Annotated in this window: 17 protein-coding genes; 5 read left to right on the top strand and 12 right to left on the bottom strand. The window is 56.4% G+C overall.

Features of this window, described 5'->3' with window-relative positions:
* Window positions 1–18 precede the first annotated feature (18 nt).
* From QZ305_RS03455 to QZ305_RS03445, 3 genes are all read right to left on the bottom strand, one after another.
* Window positions 19–1,104, bottom strand: a complete 1,086-nt coding sequence (locus QZ305_RS03455) for an FUSC family protein (RefSeq protein ID WP_294730117.1) — start codon at window positions 1,102–1,104, stop codon at window positions 19–21.
* Window positions 1,105–1,288: 184 nt separating this feature from the next.
* The gene (locus QZ305_RS03450; RefSeq protein WP_294730116.1) at window positions 1,289–1,609 is read right to left on the bottom strand and encodes a hypothetical protein; all 321 of its coding nucleotides are present in this window, start codon (window positions 1,607–1,609) and stop codon (window positions 1,289–1,291) included.
* Window positions 1,610–1,817: 208 nt separating this feature from the next.
* A complete protein-coding gene (locus QZ305_RS03445) occupies window positions 1,818–2,243 on the bottom strand; it encodes a DUF2871 domain-containing protein (RefSeq protein ID WP_294730115.1) in 426 nt (141 codons plus the stop codon).
* 136 nt (window positions 2,244–2,379) lie between these two features.
* Between QZ305_RS03445 and QZ305_RS03440 the strand changes: the two genes are divergently transcribed.
* From QZ305_RS03440 to QZ305_RS03430, 3 genes are read left to right on the top strand one after another with little or no spacing between them, the layout of a single operon-like run.
* Window positions 2,380–3,357 (top strand): ABC transporter substrate-binding protein, encoded by a 978-nt coding sequence (locus tag QZ305_RS03440; protein WP_294730114.1) that lies wholly within the window; start codon window positions 2,380–2,382, stop codon window positions 3,355–3,357.
* Window positions 3,332–4,282: an iron ABC transporter permease gene (locus QZ305_RS03435; RefSeq protein ID WP_294730112.1), complete on the top strand. Its 951-nt coding sequence runs from the start codon at window positions 3,332–3,334 to the stop codon at window positions 4,280–4,282. Before QZ305_RS03440 ends, QZ305_RS03435 begins: the two co-directional genes overlap by 26 nt.
* Complete coding sequence (locus QZ305_RS03430; RefSeq protein ID WP_294730110.1) at window positions 4,279–5,055, top strand: ABC transporter ATP-binding protein; 777 nt, start codon at window positions 4,279–4,281, stop codon at window positions 5,053–5,055. The genes QZ305_RS03435 and QZ305_RS03430 overlap by 4 nt, the downstream gene beginning before the upstream one ends.
* A gap of 138 nt (window positions 5,056–5,193) precedes the next feature.
* On the opposite strand, the gene QZ305_RS03425 is transcribed toward QZ305_RS03430, so the two are convergent.
* The 6 genes from QZ305_RS03425 to QZ305_RS03400 form a co-directional block, all read right to left on the bottom strand.
* Window positions 5,194–6,441, bottom strand: coding sequence for a hypothetical protein (locus QZ305_RS03425; RefSeq protein WP_294730109.1), 1,248 nt, complete (start codon window positions 6,439–6,441; stop codon window positions 5,194–5,196).
* A complete protein-coding gene (locus QZ305_RS03420) occupies window positions 6,438–7,334 on the bottom strand; it encodes an ABC transporter ATP-binding protein (protein ID WP_294730107.1) in 897 nt (298 codons plus the stop codon). The genes QZ305_RS03425 and QZ305_RS03420 overlap by 4 nt, the downstream gene beginning before the upstream one ends.
* 209 nt (window positions 7,335–7,543) lie before the next feature.
* The gene (locus QZ305_RS03415; protein WP_294730106.1) at window positions 7,544–7,990 is read right to left on the bottom strand and encodes a hypothetical protein; all 447 of its coding nucleotides are present in this window, start codon (window positions 7,988–7,990) and stop codon (window positions 7,544–7,546) included.
* A complete protein-coding gene (locus QZ305_RS03410; protein ID WP_294730105.1) occupies window positions 7,977–8,192 on the bottom strand; it encodes a helix-turn-helix transcriptional regulator in 216 nt (71 codons plus the stop codon). The genes QZ305_RS03415 and QZ305_RS03410 overlap by 14 nt, the downstream gene beginning before the upstream one ends.
* A 107-nt stretch (window positions 8,193–8,299) precedes the next feature.
* Window positions 8,300–9,433: a sensor histidine kinase KdpD gene (locus tag QZ305_RS03405; protein ID WP_294730104.1), complete on the bottom strand. Its 1,134-nt coding sequence runs from the start codon at window positions 9,431–9,433 to the stop codon at window positions 8,300–8,302.
* On the bottom strand, window positions 9,420–10,121 hold the full coding sequence (locus tag QZ305_RS03400; RefSeq protein ID WP_294730103.1) for a response regulator transcription factor: 702 nt from the start codon (window positions 10,119–10,121) through the stop codon (window positions 9,420–9,422). The genes QZ305_RS03405 and QZ305_RS03400 overlap by 14 nt, the downstream gene beginning before the upstream one ends.
* Window positions 10,122–10,326: 205 nt before the next feature.
* Here QZ305_RS03400 and QZ305_RS03395 point away from each other — a divergent pair, with 205 nt between their 5' ends.
* Together QZ305_RS03395 and QZ305_RS03390 are read left to right on the top strand one after the other, a co-directional pair.
* Window positions 10,327–10,743, top strand: a complete 417-nt coding sequence (locus QZ305_RS03395; RefSeq protein ID WP_294730101.1) for a hypothetical protein — start codon at window positions 10,327–10,329, stop codon at window positions 10,741–10,743.
* 3 nt (window positions 10,744–10,746) lie between these two features.
* On the top strand, window positions 10,747–11,772 hold the full coding sequence (locus QZ305_RS03390; protein WP_294730099.1) for a Panacea domain-containing protein: 1,026 nt from the start codon (window positions 10,747–10,749) through the stop codon (window positions 11,770–11,772).
* Window positions 11,773–11,896: 124 nt separating this feature from the next.
* Here the strand turns inward: QZ305_RS03390 and QZ305_RS03385 are convergent, their stop codons facing one another.
* The 3 genes from QZ305_RS03385 to cobA form a co-directional block, all read right to left on the bottom strand.
* Entirely contained in the window at window positions 11,897–12,790 is an 894-nt protein-coding gene (locus QZ305_RS03385) for a YitT family protein (protein ID WP_294730098.1), read from the bottom strand.
* Window positions 12,791–12,922: 132 nt separating this feature from the next.
* A complete protein-coding gene (locus tag QZ305_RS03380; protein ID WP_294730096.1) occupies window positions 12,923–13,252 on the bottom strand; it encodes a hypothetical protein in 330 nt (109 codons plus the stop codon).
* A gap of 221 nt (window positions 13,253–13,473) precedes the next feature.
* On the bottom strand, window positions 13,474–14,937 hold the full coding sequence (gene cobA / locus QZ305_RS03375) for a uroporphyrinogen-III C-methyltransferase (protein WP_294730095.1): 1,464 nt from the start codon (window positions 14,935–14,937) through the stop codon (window positions 13,474–13,476).
* Window positions 14,938–15,174 lie beyond the last annotated feature (237 nt).

Here is a 15,174-nt window from a genome sequence, read left to right as displayed (position 1 = left end):
TTGTTTCCTTCACCCGAACTATGCAGCCGGTTTTTCTTCACCGGCCTTCTCCTCCAGCTTCGACAGGATGAAATGGTCAAAGAGCCAGAAGAAGACCAGTGCAAACAGGACCCCCAGCAGGGTCATGACAATCCGCAGCCACACCGCACCCTTCAGGCCATACATGCCGGCTGCCAGAGACAGCGCGCCGAAGCAGTTGAGCATGGTCTTGTGCCGGTATTCTGTGCAAAGTCCCAGACACAGACCGCCCACCGGTCCCAGCAGCGGAATAAAGGAAGCAGGCAGAAGCGACCAGATCACATAGAACAGCGCAGACCCTGCCGCGGCTCCAATCACCCGGTCCCGGAGCTTTTCATGAATCCGGTTCTCCACTTCCACATCCGACAGCAGCGAACCGCAGGCAAATCCCGCCCACATGTACCGGGTCAGTCCCAGCGTGGAAAACAGAGACAGAAGCAGCGTGACGCCCAGGGTCAGCCGCAGCTGCCACTGATACTTCGGATTCCGGAGTGAATAGCCCTTCAGAATGGACACAAACGTCCGTTCCCGGTTCTGGCCGGCGTGGTTGCGCCACAGCACGAGACCACAGAGGGCAAACCCCAGCAGTGTCATGTAAAACCGGTTCAGGAACGCCTCTCCCTGCACCGGATTGCCGCTCAGGAAAATATACGCAAAGGTATACAGCCCCCCGTTGCCCATCTCCGGATTCTCACAGGTCATGAGAACAATCAGAAACAGGCAGCCGAAATTGATGAGCAGAGTCCAGAAGAACCCTGGAATCATCACCGCCAGCACCGGTCCTGCCAGCAGGATCAGAAAGCACAGTGCCATGCTGAACAGGGAATCCGATATCCGGTATCCGAACCCCACAAACCGGCTCGCCAGCAGAATGCAGAAAATGGAGACAGCCATGCTGCTGTTTTCTGCACCGAAAAGCGAAGTCATCAGGGCGATGAACAGAATGGCGAAAACCACGATCAGCGCTGAACGCGTAATCATGGCGATCCGGAGCCGGCGCCGTTCCTCCCTGTCCTCTGTCTGCCCCATCATTCTCCGGATCATCGATGGATCCAGCTGGATCAGCTGATAAAACGAAATAAACATCCCTCCCGCAAAGACAGCAGAGCCGCAGACAGACGCTGCTTCTCTGTTTCTTCACTCATTCTATAATTCCTGGCGGGCAATGAAAAAAGATGTACCCGCAGGACACGGGAAAACCGGCAGACTGTGATCCACCGGTTTTCCGTTTTCCTTATGATGGTCGTATCTGAAGACAAACAGCTGTCCCTCAGCCGAAATGCGTCCAGTCCCGCATCAGGCTCTCTGCCCGTTCTCTGTCCTCTTTGTAGGCAGTGGTCCCGAAGGAAGTCTTCCGTTCGGATACCGGTACCAGCACCGGTTCACCATTGAGCTGTCCATAGAGACATACACGAAGCTTTGGCGAACTGAAAATGCCTGTCTGAATGAACGTATCCGGCACCTCATGCGCGAGAGGATGGGGATCGTCCAGAAATTCCGCCTGAATGTTGATGCACTTTTCCGGCACAAACCGGTTTCCCGCTTCATTGGCAGATACTATGCGCACGGCCTGATTCTTCTCTGCTGACATATCATTTCACTCCTTTGCCTGTCAGGATCGCAGATATCGTTTAATAATCTTCTGCACCTCTTGATAAAACCATACCAGCATTCCGGCAAAGAATCACCTGTCCGGTCGAGAAACCGTAAAAAAAGGAGAAGCTTTCACTTCTCCCCTTCCCGTATCTGCCCTGACACAGCCGGCTCAGCCGGCGCATCGGCAGAATCTTTCACCCGGCTCAGTCCCGGATCTTTCCTGCACACTTTCTCAGACCGGCGAACAGGCAAAACAGCCCGATGGCCAGCACAATGTGGCATACACCGGCGATGCCTGAGACAGCGGCGTTCATGCCGGCGGACAGCATGGTGCCCTGGACCTGCAGAATGCCCCGGACAATCATCATGATCACCGATCCAGCCAGGCCGGCGTTGTACAGACCATAGAACCAGCCAAAGGATTTCTCCTGCTGCAGACCCGGGAGTGCTTTGACAAACAGCGCCAGGATCAGGAACATGCCCATGCCCAGGGCCAGCAGATGGGGATGCAGTCCTTTCAGGACGGTGAGGCCTTCAAAGCCGGACAGCTTCGTGTATTCCCGGTAAAAGACCCCGGCTGCAAGGCCCAGAATCATGTACACAAATGCAGTATTGATCATTTTTTTCATGGATGCTCTCTCCTTTGCGTTTCCGGGAAGATCCCGGTTCTGTATCCAAGGATAGGCTTTTGCAGCAGGCAAGACAACGGCAAGGCCCGGGGGCTGTCAGGGGTGGGGTCCGGAGATGTCTGATATAATCGGAACCATGAAATACAAAACAGTTTTACCTTTGCTGCTTGCAGCTGGTCTGGCGTTGACGGGCTGCGGGACGGGGGCTGTCAAAGAGGCCGGTGAGGTCATGACAGAGCCCGCGGAGTCCATTTCCTTCAAAGACGATGCCGGGCGGACTGTCACGCTGGAGAAACAGCCGGAGCGGGTGGCGGCGCTGATTGGCAGTTTTGCGGATATCTGGTGCACGGCAGGGGGCACGGATACGCTGGTGGCTGCCGCGGGGGACACCTGGACGGGGTTTGATCTGCAGCTGCCGGATACGGTGCAGGATCTGGGTGCGGTGAAATCTCCGAATACCGAGGTGCTGCTGGCGGCAAAACCGGATTTTGTGCTGGCGAGTCTGAAAACCGAGGCGGACAAGGACCTGGAGCCGGTGCTGAAGGACCAGGGGATCCCGGTGGCGTACTTCGATGTGGCGGATTTCGATGACTATCTGCGGATGCTGAAGATCTGCACGGAGCTCACAGGGGATGACCAGGCTTACCAGACATACGGTCTGAATCAGCAGACGCAGATCGACCGGGATATTGAACTGGCCCGGGAGCAGGAGCCCCGGACGGTGCTGTATCTGCGGGCAAGTGCCAGGTCAGTGAAGGCGAAGAATTCCAAAGGCACGGTGCTGGGTGAGATGCTGAAGAACCTGAATACGGAGAATGTGGCGGACAACGACAAGTCACTGCTGGAGTCTCTGTCCATGGAAGCGATCATGGAGGCGGATCCCGACGATATTTTCATCGTGTATCAGGGAAAAGGCGGAGATGACGCCGGTGCGAAGGCCCAGATGGAGCAGTGGCTGTCAGATCCGGCCTGGCAGTCGCTGTCGGCGGTGAAAGCCGGCCGGGTGCATGTGATGGATCCTTCGCTGTACAATCTGAAGCCCAATGCCCGCTGGGCGCAGGCCTATGATGAACTGACGGAACTGCTCTATGGAGACTCAGCGGCGAAGAAGTGAGTTCAGTCTGCGCTGGCAGCTGCTTGTGCTGCTGTTGCTGGCAGGGCTGAGTCTGCTCTTCGGGTCCACCACGCATCTGACGCTGCCGGTGTTTCTGCATGTCCGGCTGCCCCGCATGCTGGGATCGCTTCTGGCAGGGAGCGCGCTGGCTGTGGCAGGGATGATCCTGCAGACGGTGCTGGCCAATCCCCTGGCCAGTCCGAACATCCTGGGCATTCAGTCCGGAGCCGGGCTTATGACGGTGCTGTGCGCCGCCCTGTTTCCCACTGCGTTCGGCCTGCGGATGCCTGCTTCGTTTCTCGGGGCTTTTCTGGCTTCCATGCTGGTGCTGTTTCTGGCCCGGAAAGTGAGAGCGAGCCGGAGCACGATTGTGCTGGCGGGACTGGCGGTGTCGCAGATTTTCTCCGCGGGAATCGATCTGATCCTGACACTGGCACCGGATTCTCTGACCGGCTATACGGATTTCCGCATTGGCTCCCTGGCGGGAACCACCCTGAACCGGCTGATGGTGCCGGGGCTGTGCATTGTAGCGGGATTGCTGGTGGCCCTGCTGTGTGCCCGCCAGCTGGAACTGCTGTCCCTGGGACTGCGGCAGGCGCAGTGCGCGGGACTGGATGTGAACCGGTGGATGCCCGGATTTCTGGCACTGGCGTCCCTGCTGGCAGGCGCGGTGATTTCCTTTACGGGCATGATCGGGTTCGTGGGACTGATTGTTCCCCACATGGTGCGGCGGCTGTGCCCGGGGCCGCTGATGAAACAGCTGGTTTCCTGCCTGGTGCTGGGTCCGGCGTTTCTGCTGCTGGCAGATCTGCTGGGGCGGACCCTGGCGGCTCCCTATGAAATCCCTGCGGGGATCCTGCTGACGCTGGCCGGAGGTCCGTACTTCCTGTGGCTGCTGCTGAAGGGGAAAGGACATGGCGCATGATCGAACTGGATCACGTGACAGCCGGCTATGATGGCGTACCGGTGCTGCGGGATGTGTCTGCTTCTTTCCGCCCTGGTGAACTGACGGTGATCATCGGCCCGAATGGCTCGGGAAAATCCACCCTGGCGTCGGTGATGATGGGGCTGCTGACGCCCTGGAGCGGGCAGGTTCGCTGGCAGGACCGGGATCTGCAGTCGATTCCGGTGAAAGACCGGGCGAAGATGACCGGACTGCTGTCTCAGGAACACCCGGTTCCCTCTCTGTCTGCCCTGCGGCTGGCGATGCACGGACGGTTTTCCCAGGTGCCCTGGCCCCGGAGCTATTCCCCGGAGGACCGGCAGAAAGCCCTGGAGGCGCTGGAGAAGGCGGGAATCCGGGATCTGGCGGAAAAACCGGTATCCGGGCTTTCCGGCGGGCAGCGGCAGAAGGCCTATCTGGCGATGCTGCTGAACCAGGATCCGGAGATGATGCTGTTTGATGAGCCCTCCACGTTTCTGGATCTGCCCAGTCAGCGGCAGCTGGAGCGGACGATGCGGTCCCTGGCAGATGAAGGCCACGGCGTGGTGGCCGTGCTGCATGATCTGAGCACCGCGCTGAAGCTGGCTGACAGGATCCTGGTGATGGACCAGGGGCAGATCCGGTTTGATGGGACGCCGGAAGAGCTGCTGAAGACCAGGGTGCCCGAAGAGGTGTTCGGGGTCCGGATCCTGCCGCTGATGGTGGAAGGTCAGCGGGAATATATCCTGAAGGAAGCGGATGTGCAGGGTGCGTGATTCTGGCGGCATATTTCATCATAATTTCAACAATTCTGGAAAAACGTGGCGATCTTCCACAAAATTCCGTAGAAAAACGTGGCAAGCTGCCACGTTTTTCTTATCCCTGCAATAGACAGAGAATATTTCCGCAACCTTTCACCCCGGCTGGTGACTGCAGTAGACCCGCACTGTCAGCAAGGCAAACAGCGGGATCTCCACCAGCCAGGCAGCCACCATGGCCCAGGGCGTCCAGACAGCCAGAGGTCCCAGTGACAGAAACTGAAAGTCCGTGGCGGCGTACAGGAAACTGGCCTGAATCCCTGTGCCTCCCGCCGGCAGCAGCACACCCAGCCAGGTGCTGATTTCCCCGGGCATTGTCATGGCTGCGACTGTGGGCAGCAGACACAGCAGCAGGGAAACTGCCAGAGCTGACAGACTGGTCTGGCATCTGGCGGAAACAAACAACGTCAGGCTCACGGAAGCCAGAACCGAAAGTGTGGCTGCCCCTGCAAAGAACAGCTGCAGCTGCCCCACTCTCCAGCCGGGCAGTGCCACAATGGAGTACATCATCTGTACGGAGGTCTGCACACACTCCCACCCGAAGAAAGCATTGGTCGCGATGATATACACACCGGCGCACAGCAGAAATCCGATGCCGCTGACACAGAGCGCTGCCATGATCCGGACAGCGGCGATTTTTCCTCTGCCATGGCGGGTGCAGCGGAGGATGTCATCCGCCCCGTTCTGATAGCCTGAGGCAAAAGCCGGAGCCGCCATCACCACGCAGAAGAGCAGGATCAGAAATCCCAGCATGTTCTGGTAATCCAGACTGGCGGTGTTCATGCCCGGATGCACCCGAAAGGGCTTCTTCACCGACTCATACATTTTCACCGCCTGTTCCTGTGCCGCCGGACTCTCCGGCTGTTCCATGGTCATCAAAGAGACGATCCGTTCATTGCAGAGGCTGTACCAGTCATCCAGTTTCTCCGGATCGATCTCCATGATTGATGGCGCCATGCCGGTTTTCGGATTCGCAAAGGCTTCCTTCACGCCGTGCAGCAAAGGAGCAACGGGCATGATCTCCTGTTCATATACACCTGGCGGCAGGTCCCAGGATTCCGTCACGTCATACTTCTGCAGGCAGGCCTGATAGGTTTCCACCGCAGCTTTCACCTTCTCCGGTGTCACCAGGCCGGAGGCAGCAGCCTGCCGGGCTTTTTCATACTGCACCGATTCCAGACCGGTCAGCATGACTTCCTGTCCGGCCGCATCCATGCCGGTGCTGTAACAGTAGCTTGACGGCAGCCAGGCCAGCACCAGAGAACAGAGGATTGCCAGTCCCATCAGAATCTGCGAAATCCGTTTTTTCAGAATCCGCTTCAGTTCCAGAGTGAACAGTCTCATGAAAACCGCCTTCTTTTACCGCATCCCGCGCTTTCCGGAAACAGCCACAGATACACATCCTCCAGCCTGGCAGCGGCCGGGCAGGATCCGGAAACAGCGGGAGCAGAGGCCAGATACCGCACCGTCACCGAACCGTCCTCCTCATTGTGCAGTCCGATGATCTGCAGCCGGTTTTCCAGAGCAGGCACCTGTTCCGGTTTCTGCCGGCAGGTCCACACCTTTCCGCACACCAGTTCCGTCAGTTCCTGCGCAGTTCCGGAAGCCATGAGCCGGCCGTCTTTCATCAGCAGGTGCCTGGTGGCAATGTATTCCACATCCGACACAATGTGCGTGGAAATAAGCACGATGCGGTCCTGGGCCAGTTCCGACAGCAGATTGCGGAACCGGACCCGTTCCCCTGGGTCCAGCCCGGCAGTGGGTTCATCCAGAATCAGGATCTCCGGGTCATTCAGCAGCGCCTGGGCGATTCCCACCCGGCGGCGCATCCCCCCGGAAAGCTTCGCGATTTTCCGGTTTGCAACCTCTGTCAGGGAAACCTCATCCAGCAGTTCCCGGATCCGGGCCACTGTCTGTTCCCGGTCCAGTCCCTTGAGCACTGCCACATAAATCAGATACTCGCGAACCGTGAATTCCGGCGGAAACCCGAAATCCTGAGGCAGCCAGCCAAACACTTTCCGGTACGCTTCCCCCAGTTTTTCTGCCGGTTTTCCGTTGAACAGGATCTGACCGCCGGAAGGTTCCAGGATCCCGGCAATCATTTTCATCAATGTGGTCTTCCCCGCTCCGTTGGCACCCAGCAGGCCCCAGACTCCCGGTGTCAGCGTGGCAGAGAAATCTGCCACAGCGGTTTTGTCCCTGTATCTGCGACAGAGATGACTCAGTGTCAGTTCCATATCTGTTTCCTTTCCGCAACCGCAAAACAGCGGCTCTGCTTCTGTACTCAAATGGTACAAAAGCCGGAACCGCTGTTTTTGCAGGCATTCTCCGGATTTGCCGCCGGAATCCTGCGGATTTTCGAAACAAACTGTAAAGAGCCGGAGGCGGCAGCATGCTGGGCCGGCAGACATTCCGATTCCCGCATCGCCCAGGCAGCCTCGATTTGTCATTCGTACTGTCTGAGCAAATGCCTGAATATCGCAACGCCGGCAGCAATCTCAAAAACGAGGAAGGCGCCCAGATACAGGACCATTGTGCGGGCATTGTCCATCAGTCCCAGGGCTCCAAGAATGCTGAAAAGCAGAATGGAGAAACACAGTATCAGCAGGCCGGCCCCATAGGCACAGCGTCCCGCCCTGTCTCTGATTTTTGTCTTCAGTTCATCATGCAGTTCGATCTGTTCATTTTCCAGACGCTCCCTGTACCGCTGCCTGTTTGCGGGAGAAACCCAGTAAAAGTATTTGCAGATCATCACAATCCCCGGGAACATGCCCGCACCAGCCAGCCCATACAGAATACTCTCCAGTTTTGTTTCCGTGCACAGCGCCAGGCATAAGCAGGCTGCGCCAAAGAGCACATAGGCAATTCCGGTTATCAGATTACTTTTTTTCATGTTCTGCACCCCGCTCATACATAAAGATTTCTTCAATTGGCTTCCCGAAAAAACGGGAAATCGCAAACGCCAGTTCCAGAGACGGATTGTATTTCCCGGTTTCTATCGAACTGACTGTCTGTCTGGAAACTCTCAGCGCTCTGGCAAACTGTTCCTGACTCATGCCTGCTTCTTTTCTCAGTTCCTCAACCCTGTTTTTCAACTCTGATTCCCACCGTCTGACAAGGTTCCTTTACATTCTCAGTTATAGTCTGCAGCGATGTGTTTGTCAAGTTTCCTTGACAGAACTGGCTGCAGGCAGCTGCCGGATCATCCCGCTGCCCTGTCCTCCTTCAGCGGCAGCGTCACGGTGAAGCAGGTTTTGCCATCTGTGCTGTCAGCGTCGATCCTGCCTCCGTGCTTTTCCGCAATCTGCCGGGCAATGGCCAGCCCCAGCCCGGTTCCCTGCGGACTGCCCCCCGGGTTCACACGGTAGAAGGGATCGAAGACATGATCCAGCCGATCCCGGTCAACCGGCTCTCCCTGGCTGGTGACCGAAATCCGCACCTGGCCATCCGCCGTTTTCATCTGCACCTGAATACAGGTTCCTTCCCGGCTGTACTGCACCGCGTTGCGCAGCAGATTGTCAAACACCCGCTGCAGCTTGTCCGGATCACAGCAGATCCGAATGTCCTTTGCACTCTCCAGCGAACAGTCAAGATTCCGGTTTGCCAGCACCGGATGGAGTTCATGGATCAGCTGCGCCAGCATCCGGTTCAGACACACAGTCTGCCGGTGCAGCACCACAGTGGTGAGACTGTACCGGGAAATTTCCAGAAATTCCTGCACCATCTCCTCCAGCCGCAGCGATTTGGTCAGGGCAATCCGCAGATACTTCTCCCGAAGTCCGGAAGGAATATCCGGTTCATCCAGCAGCAGATTCAGATAGCCGATGGAACAGGCCAGAGGCGTTTTCAGATCATGTGCCAGGTACATGACCAGATCGTTTTTCTTCTGCTCCTGCTCCCGGATCCCCTCCTGCTGTGTCTGCATCTGCCGCTCCAGCAGATTCAGCCGGCGCTCCAGAGGCTGCAGTTCCGAAGACAGATGGATCTGGTGACCGGTGTTTTCCGTCAGCTGCCCCAGCGCCTGATTCACCTCCCGCAGATATCCTTCCACCCGCCGCAGATGCAGATGAATCAGACACAGTACCACACCCAGAATCAGCAGCCAGAGAAACAGATCCCGGTGACTGCGGAAGACCCGCTCATACAGCTCAGCAGCCTGGGTCAGCCTACACCGGCTGACCAGCGCAATCAGGTCTGTGATGCAGCGCGCCATCCGTCCCTGCAGCAGCGAAACCAGAGCCACTGTAACCATCACGCCCGCCAGCACGCTGCCTGCGATCTGCAGCCAGAGCCTGCGCCGCAGCAGACGGAATTCAGTGTTCTTACCGGCTTTCAATGGTATACCCCACACCCCAGACCGTTTTGATGAACCGCGGAGCCCTGGGCGGTTCCCCCATTTTCTCCCGCAGCCGGGCAATGTGGCCCATGACCGTGTTGTTGCTGTCGAGAAATTTCTCCTTCCACACCGCTTCAAACAGTGCCTCCGAAGACACCACCTGTCCCTGGTGCTCGCACAGATGCCAGAGGATGTCAAATTCCAGGGGTGTCAGCGCCAACGTTTTTCCATACAGTTCGCAGCTGTGGGAAATGCGGCTGATCCGCAGCCCCCGGATGTCGTATTCCTTCACCGGCTGACTCTGCGCCAGCCCGGAATTGTAGTGATGATACCGCCGCAGCAGCGACTTCACCCGGGCCATCACCTCCATGGGACTGAAGGGCTTGGTGACGTAGTCATCTGCTCCCAGATTCAGTCCCAGGATCTTGTCCGCATCCGCGGTTCTGGCCGTCAGGAACATCACCGGGCAGAAAGAGGTCTGCCGCAGCCGGCGACACAGAGAAAAGCCATCATCCTCCGGCAGCATCACATCCAGAATCGCCATATCCGGTTCTTTTTCGCCGATGGACGCCCGGGCCTGCATCCCGGTGTGACATACAGTGACTTCATAGCCTTCCGCGCGCAGGTACAGTGACAGAAGTTCAGCCAGCTCTTTTTCATCTTCCACCACCAGAATTCGTTCATTCATATTCATCTCCCGGTACCTGAAAGGTATCCGGAATAACCGTACCGCGCAGAGTTTTCAGACTTCCTGCGGATTTTGTGAAGATTTGAGGAAACCGGGGTTCCGGATATGACTGGATTTTTGGTTTTTTCCATCATATATGTATAATGATGATAGGAATAACAGAAAACTCCATCATTGCAACTATGACTGTATCAGGAGAGGAGGAATGAATCTGCAGCTGCTTCCTTCAGACATAGAAGCTTATTTAAAAGAAGTCAAAAAATCCATCCTGTCCGGGCATTATGCAATTGCCCGAAACCGGAACAGATCTGAAAATGAACAACTGTTTCTGGATTATGTACTGTCTGAGTCCACGGCCCGGGAAATTCTGCTCAGTTTGACCGTCGAGGATTTCTCTGAAATCAGATTCAACAGACACCCGGGATATGAACATGAACTCTTGTATATTTTCGGAAAAGATGTACGACTGCTGGAACGCTTTGGATCTCAAATCAGAAATGTCTCTCTATATATAAAATTCAATAAACTGGGGAATCAGTTTGTTATTGTGATTTCTTTCCATGAACAGCATCACCCGCTTTCTCATCCTTTTCGCACTTCTTATGTACAACAGGAGGTATGAACCATGTCCGATATCAGCCAGACCGGCTTCTGCACCGAGTGCAGAAAGACAACTGCCTGCAGACTGCAGACAGAGCCTGTGACCAGATACATCCATGGAGCAGAACACACATTCTCTCTGACCACAGCCCGATGTGAGATCTGCGGTGCAGACATGAATCCCACCGGATTGCTGGATGTCAACATCCGGGAAATTGATGAACAGTATCGGGCTGCCGAACACATTCTGACCATCGGGGACATTCAGACGCTCATGGATCTGTATTCCCTGGGCAAGGCTCCCCTGTCCCTGGCTATGGGATTTGGTGAAGTGACCATCTCCCGGTATCTGGATGGACAGATCCCCTCCCGGGAGTATTCCGACAGAATGAGAAAGGCTCTGTCTTCTCCTGCCTTCATGAAATCTCTTCTGATGGAAAACAAAGACAGACTGACACCGGCAGCCTGGCGAAAAGGCATGCAGGCTGCACAGGAGCTGGAACAGTTTTCCACTCTGTCACCGGCTATCCGCTCTGTCATCCTCCGCCTTTTTTCCCATCTGGACGAGATTACACCTCTGATGCTGCAGAAACTGCTCTACTATATTCAGAGCCTGTCTCTCACGCTGCATAATGAACCTGCCTTTCCGGAAACCTGTCAGGCATGGGTCCATGGGCCGGTATTTCCTTCGGTCTACAGACTGTTCAGAAGCTTTACCTACGATCCCATCGATGATGCACGCTTTTCCATCTTCCGCCAGACTCCGGATCCCCTGACTGAGAACGTCTGCAGAGTGGTCGATCTGGTATCTGCCTCCTTCGGACTATACAGCGGGAAAGTTCTGGAGGCTGTTACCCATGGAGAAGATCCCTGGAAAAAAGCCCGGTCCGGTCTTCCAGATGACATGCATTCCAGCAGGGAAATTTCCCGGCAGGAGATGAAAGCCTGGTTTGACAAAGCCGGTCAGCAGTACAGCCTGTGCTCTTGCGAAGGTCTGAACCAGTACATTCAGGATCTTTCCTTCTGTCTCTTTCATCCCGCCACCCGGTAAGCCTGTACAGAAAAGTCTCTGCAGTCAGACCATGCCAAATGGCCGCTGCAGAGACTTTTTTTCCTGTTCATCCGGCGGTTTCAGGCCCTGTCCAGGCGCAGCCGCATCGGCACAGCCTGCTGTCTCATTCCTCGCTGAGGAGCACATCTTCCAGTTTCACCTTCTGCCAGCCGGTGAAGCCCAGGCCCCGGACTTCCTGGACATTGGAGACGATCATGAAGGCAGCAGGATCAATGGCCGACACCTGTTCCCGCAGGGAATTGAGGTCCCGGCGTTTCAGGACGGAGAGGATGAGATCGGTTTCCTTTCCCCTGTGACCGGTGCGGCCGTGAAGCAGCGTGGATCCTTTGTCCAGCTGCTTTTCCAGCAGCTGCCGCACCTGTTCCACTTCTTCGGTGATGATGAGCACCTGGACGGCGCTGGATCCGATGGTCAGAATGTGGTTCATGGCCAGGTAGGTGCAGGCGATGAGGATCAGACCGTGGAGCAGAGCGGTGAGGGGGGAGAAGGAGGCCTGGATGGCCAGGAAAACCACGTCCAGGGCCCACATGATGACGGTGAGATTCCAGCCGAGTTTCCGGTGGAGAATGATGGGCGGAATGTCGAGGCCTCCGGAGCTGGCGCCGGACTGAATGATGAGCCCCAGGCCGGCGCCCATGAGACAGCCGCCTGCCACGGCTGCGACCAGGGGATCGGCGGTGATCTGGGAGCTGGTCAGAAATCCGGTGAGCTGGACGAAAACGGGATAGCCAATGGTGGAAATCAGTGTGGTGAGGGCGAATTTCACGCCCAGGACAATCAGGCCGAGGAAAAAGCAGCTCCAGCTGACGATGGTGGTAGCCAGGGAGAAATCCAGGGCGGGGAAATAGTGGGAGAGGATCAGCGCCAGACCGGTGCTGCCGCCGGCGATCATGTTGAAGGAACGGATGAAGGCATTGACTGCCACGGCCAGGATGAGATTTCCTGCCAGGATCCGGAGGGTGTTGATGAGCTGTTTCATCATCAGACTTCGGTTCATAGTTGTAAGTTCCCTTTCTTTGTTTTTTTCTTGCTTTCTTTGTTTCACATTATTTTATATTTGGCTCTGTCCCACAAAAATGTGATAGGGGACAGAGCCAGAATTTTTTCTCACAGACAAACTGGAATTATTCTATTTTGTTTCGTACTTATTTGTAATGTATGTACTATAAACAACCATAATCGCTATTGTTTCTATCATCACTCCTAATATAGACATTAGGATATAAGGCGTATTTTGATCACTAAGCAAAGGTGTTCCTAATGCAATAAAAATGGCACCATATATAATAAATAATTTACCTGTCGCACGATTGTATCCACTTATGTCAATAACTGGAAAAGTCTTGATATTCGCCCAAAAACTAACTGCCTTTTTTGAGAAAAATGCTCTGATTCCAAGACCGATCATAAGACAGCCAAATAACGTCCATACTATAAATCCAATAATTCTGCCGTCCATATTTTGTTTCCCTTGTAAATTCCGATTTATTTGATCAAGTATACCCCGTCACATTTTGGTGGGACAGTGCCTTATATTTTTCAGCGTGACCTGGCTGCTGGTGTCTCTCTGCATCAAATCCCGGGCTGAACCGTGCTGACTTCATCAGCTGCGATACAACAGGTGATGGCTCTATGCATCACATCGCGGGCTGAGCCGCGCTGACTTGCGTCAGCTGCGGTTCAGCTGGCGATGTCCATGCCGGCGATGACCGCCGCAGCCAGTCCCGGGGCACTGATGTCTTCGGCCACCCGGATTTCCGCCTCCGGATGCAGATTATGCAGCACGGAAGCCGTGATCTCCGATATGCACAGAGCCGGTGCCGGAAGCTTCCCGGCCCAGGCTCTTGCAGCACTGGCAGAGGCAAACACCACCAGATCCGGTACCGGTTGCCCGCTCATGTCACAGGCACTGTACCGGATTTCATACAGGTCTTTGCGCCGGACATCGAACCGCTTCTTCAGCCGGGTTTCCATGGCATCATCCGCTTCCCTGGCCCGCAGCAGCAGGATCCTGTCTCCCGGTTCTGCCAGATCCATCAGCGTCCGGGACAGATCCTCTGTGGTCGCCCGCTGCGGCACCAGATCCGGGTACAGCCCTGCGGCTTCCAGCACCTGCGCCGTACCCTTTCCCACCGCCGCCAGTTTCGGCACCTGCCGCAGATCCAGTTTCCGTGACTGCAGATCCTCCAGAAACTCTCCGGCACCCCGGCGGCTCGTGATCACGATCCAGTCCGCCTCCAGATCCGCCGGATCCAGATGCGCCAGCCGCACGCTGTCCGCCTCCATCGCCGGCACCAGATCAATGCCCGCCGGCAGATCTTCCTGCATCCGCTCGCGCAGATCCCGGGTCCCGGTGGTCCAGACCACACATCGCGCCGGCCTGCCGGCATCGGCAGGATCCTGCGGGAGTCTGGCATTGCGCACCACGTCCCCGATCACAATGATTGCCGGAGACTCCATCGCCGCGGCCTTGCCCATGATGTCGCAAAGCTCCCCCGTGACAATGTGAGAATGCACGATGTCCGGCGAAGAGATCACCGCCGCCGGTGTGGCAGGATCCTTCCCCGCCCGGATCAGATCCGACACGATCTCCGGCAGCCGGGTGAGTCCCATGAGAATCACCAGCGTTCCCGGTGTCCTGGCAATGGCCTCGGTGTCATCCCCGAAGGGCCGGCCCCCTTCCTTTCTCCGGGCTGTGATGACCGTGAAGGAAGAAGCATACTGCCGGTCTGTCAGCGGAATATCGAACCGGGCCGGCACTGCAATCGCGCTGGTGATCCCCGGCACCACGCGGCAGGCAATTCCCGCCTGACGCAGCGCCCGCATTTCTTCCATCCCCCGGCCAAAGACAAACGGATCCCCGCCCTTGAGCCGCAGCACCCGCTGATTCTGTCCGGCCAGGTCAATGAGCAGGTCATTGATTTCCTCCTGCACCAGAGAATGCTTCCCCCTGCGTTTCCCCGCATACATCCACCGGGCCTCTGTAGGCAGGTTCAGGATATCTTTGCCAATGAGATCGTCATATACGATCACATCCGCCTCGCCAATCAGCTTCACCACCTCTGTGGTCAGCAGCCGGATTCCCCCGCACCCGGCACCCGCCAGGATCACCTGCCCCGGTCTGAATTCTTCCTTGTCGGACATCGTCTCACTCCTTCTGAATGGATCCATCATACAGGGTCATTCTAGCAGAGACAGCCTCCCTGGACAGTTCTGTTGTTTCCGGAATGGAAACCGGACAACTGCCGCAGCCGCCGCTTTGTGGCCGATGGCAGACAGAGCGGCCGGTCCCGGATCGCCACAGCTGCCCGGCGCCTCGAACGGGACCGGCATTGGCATGGAAGGAAGCCGGAGGTGACCTGGCAATGAGCTTGCGATTTG

The organism is uncultured Faecalibaculum sp. (genome assembly GCF_910588395.1).
Classification (GTDB): Bacteria; Bacillota_I; Bacilli_A; order Erysipelotrichales; family Erysipelotrichaceae; genus Faecalibaculum.
Note: the sequence above shows the minus strand (reverse complement) of the source record. Positions and strands in the feature narration are given on the sequence as shown.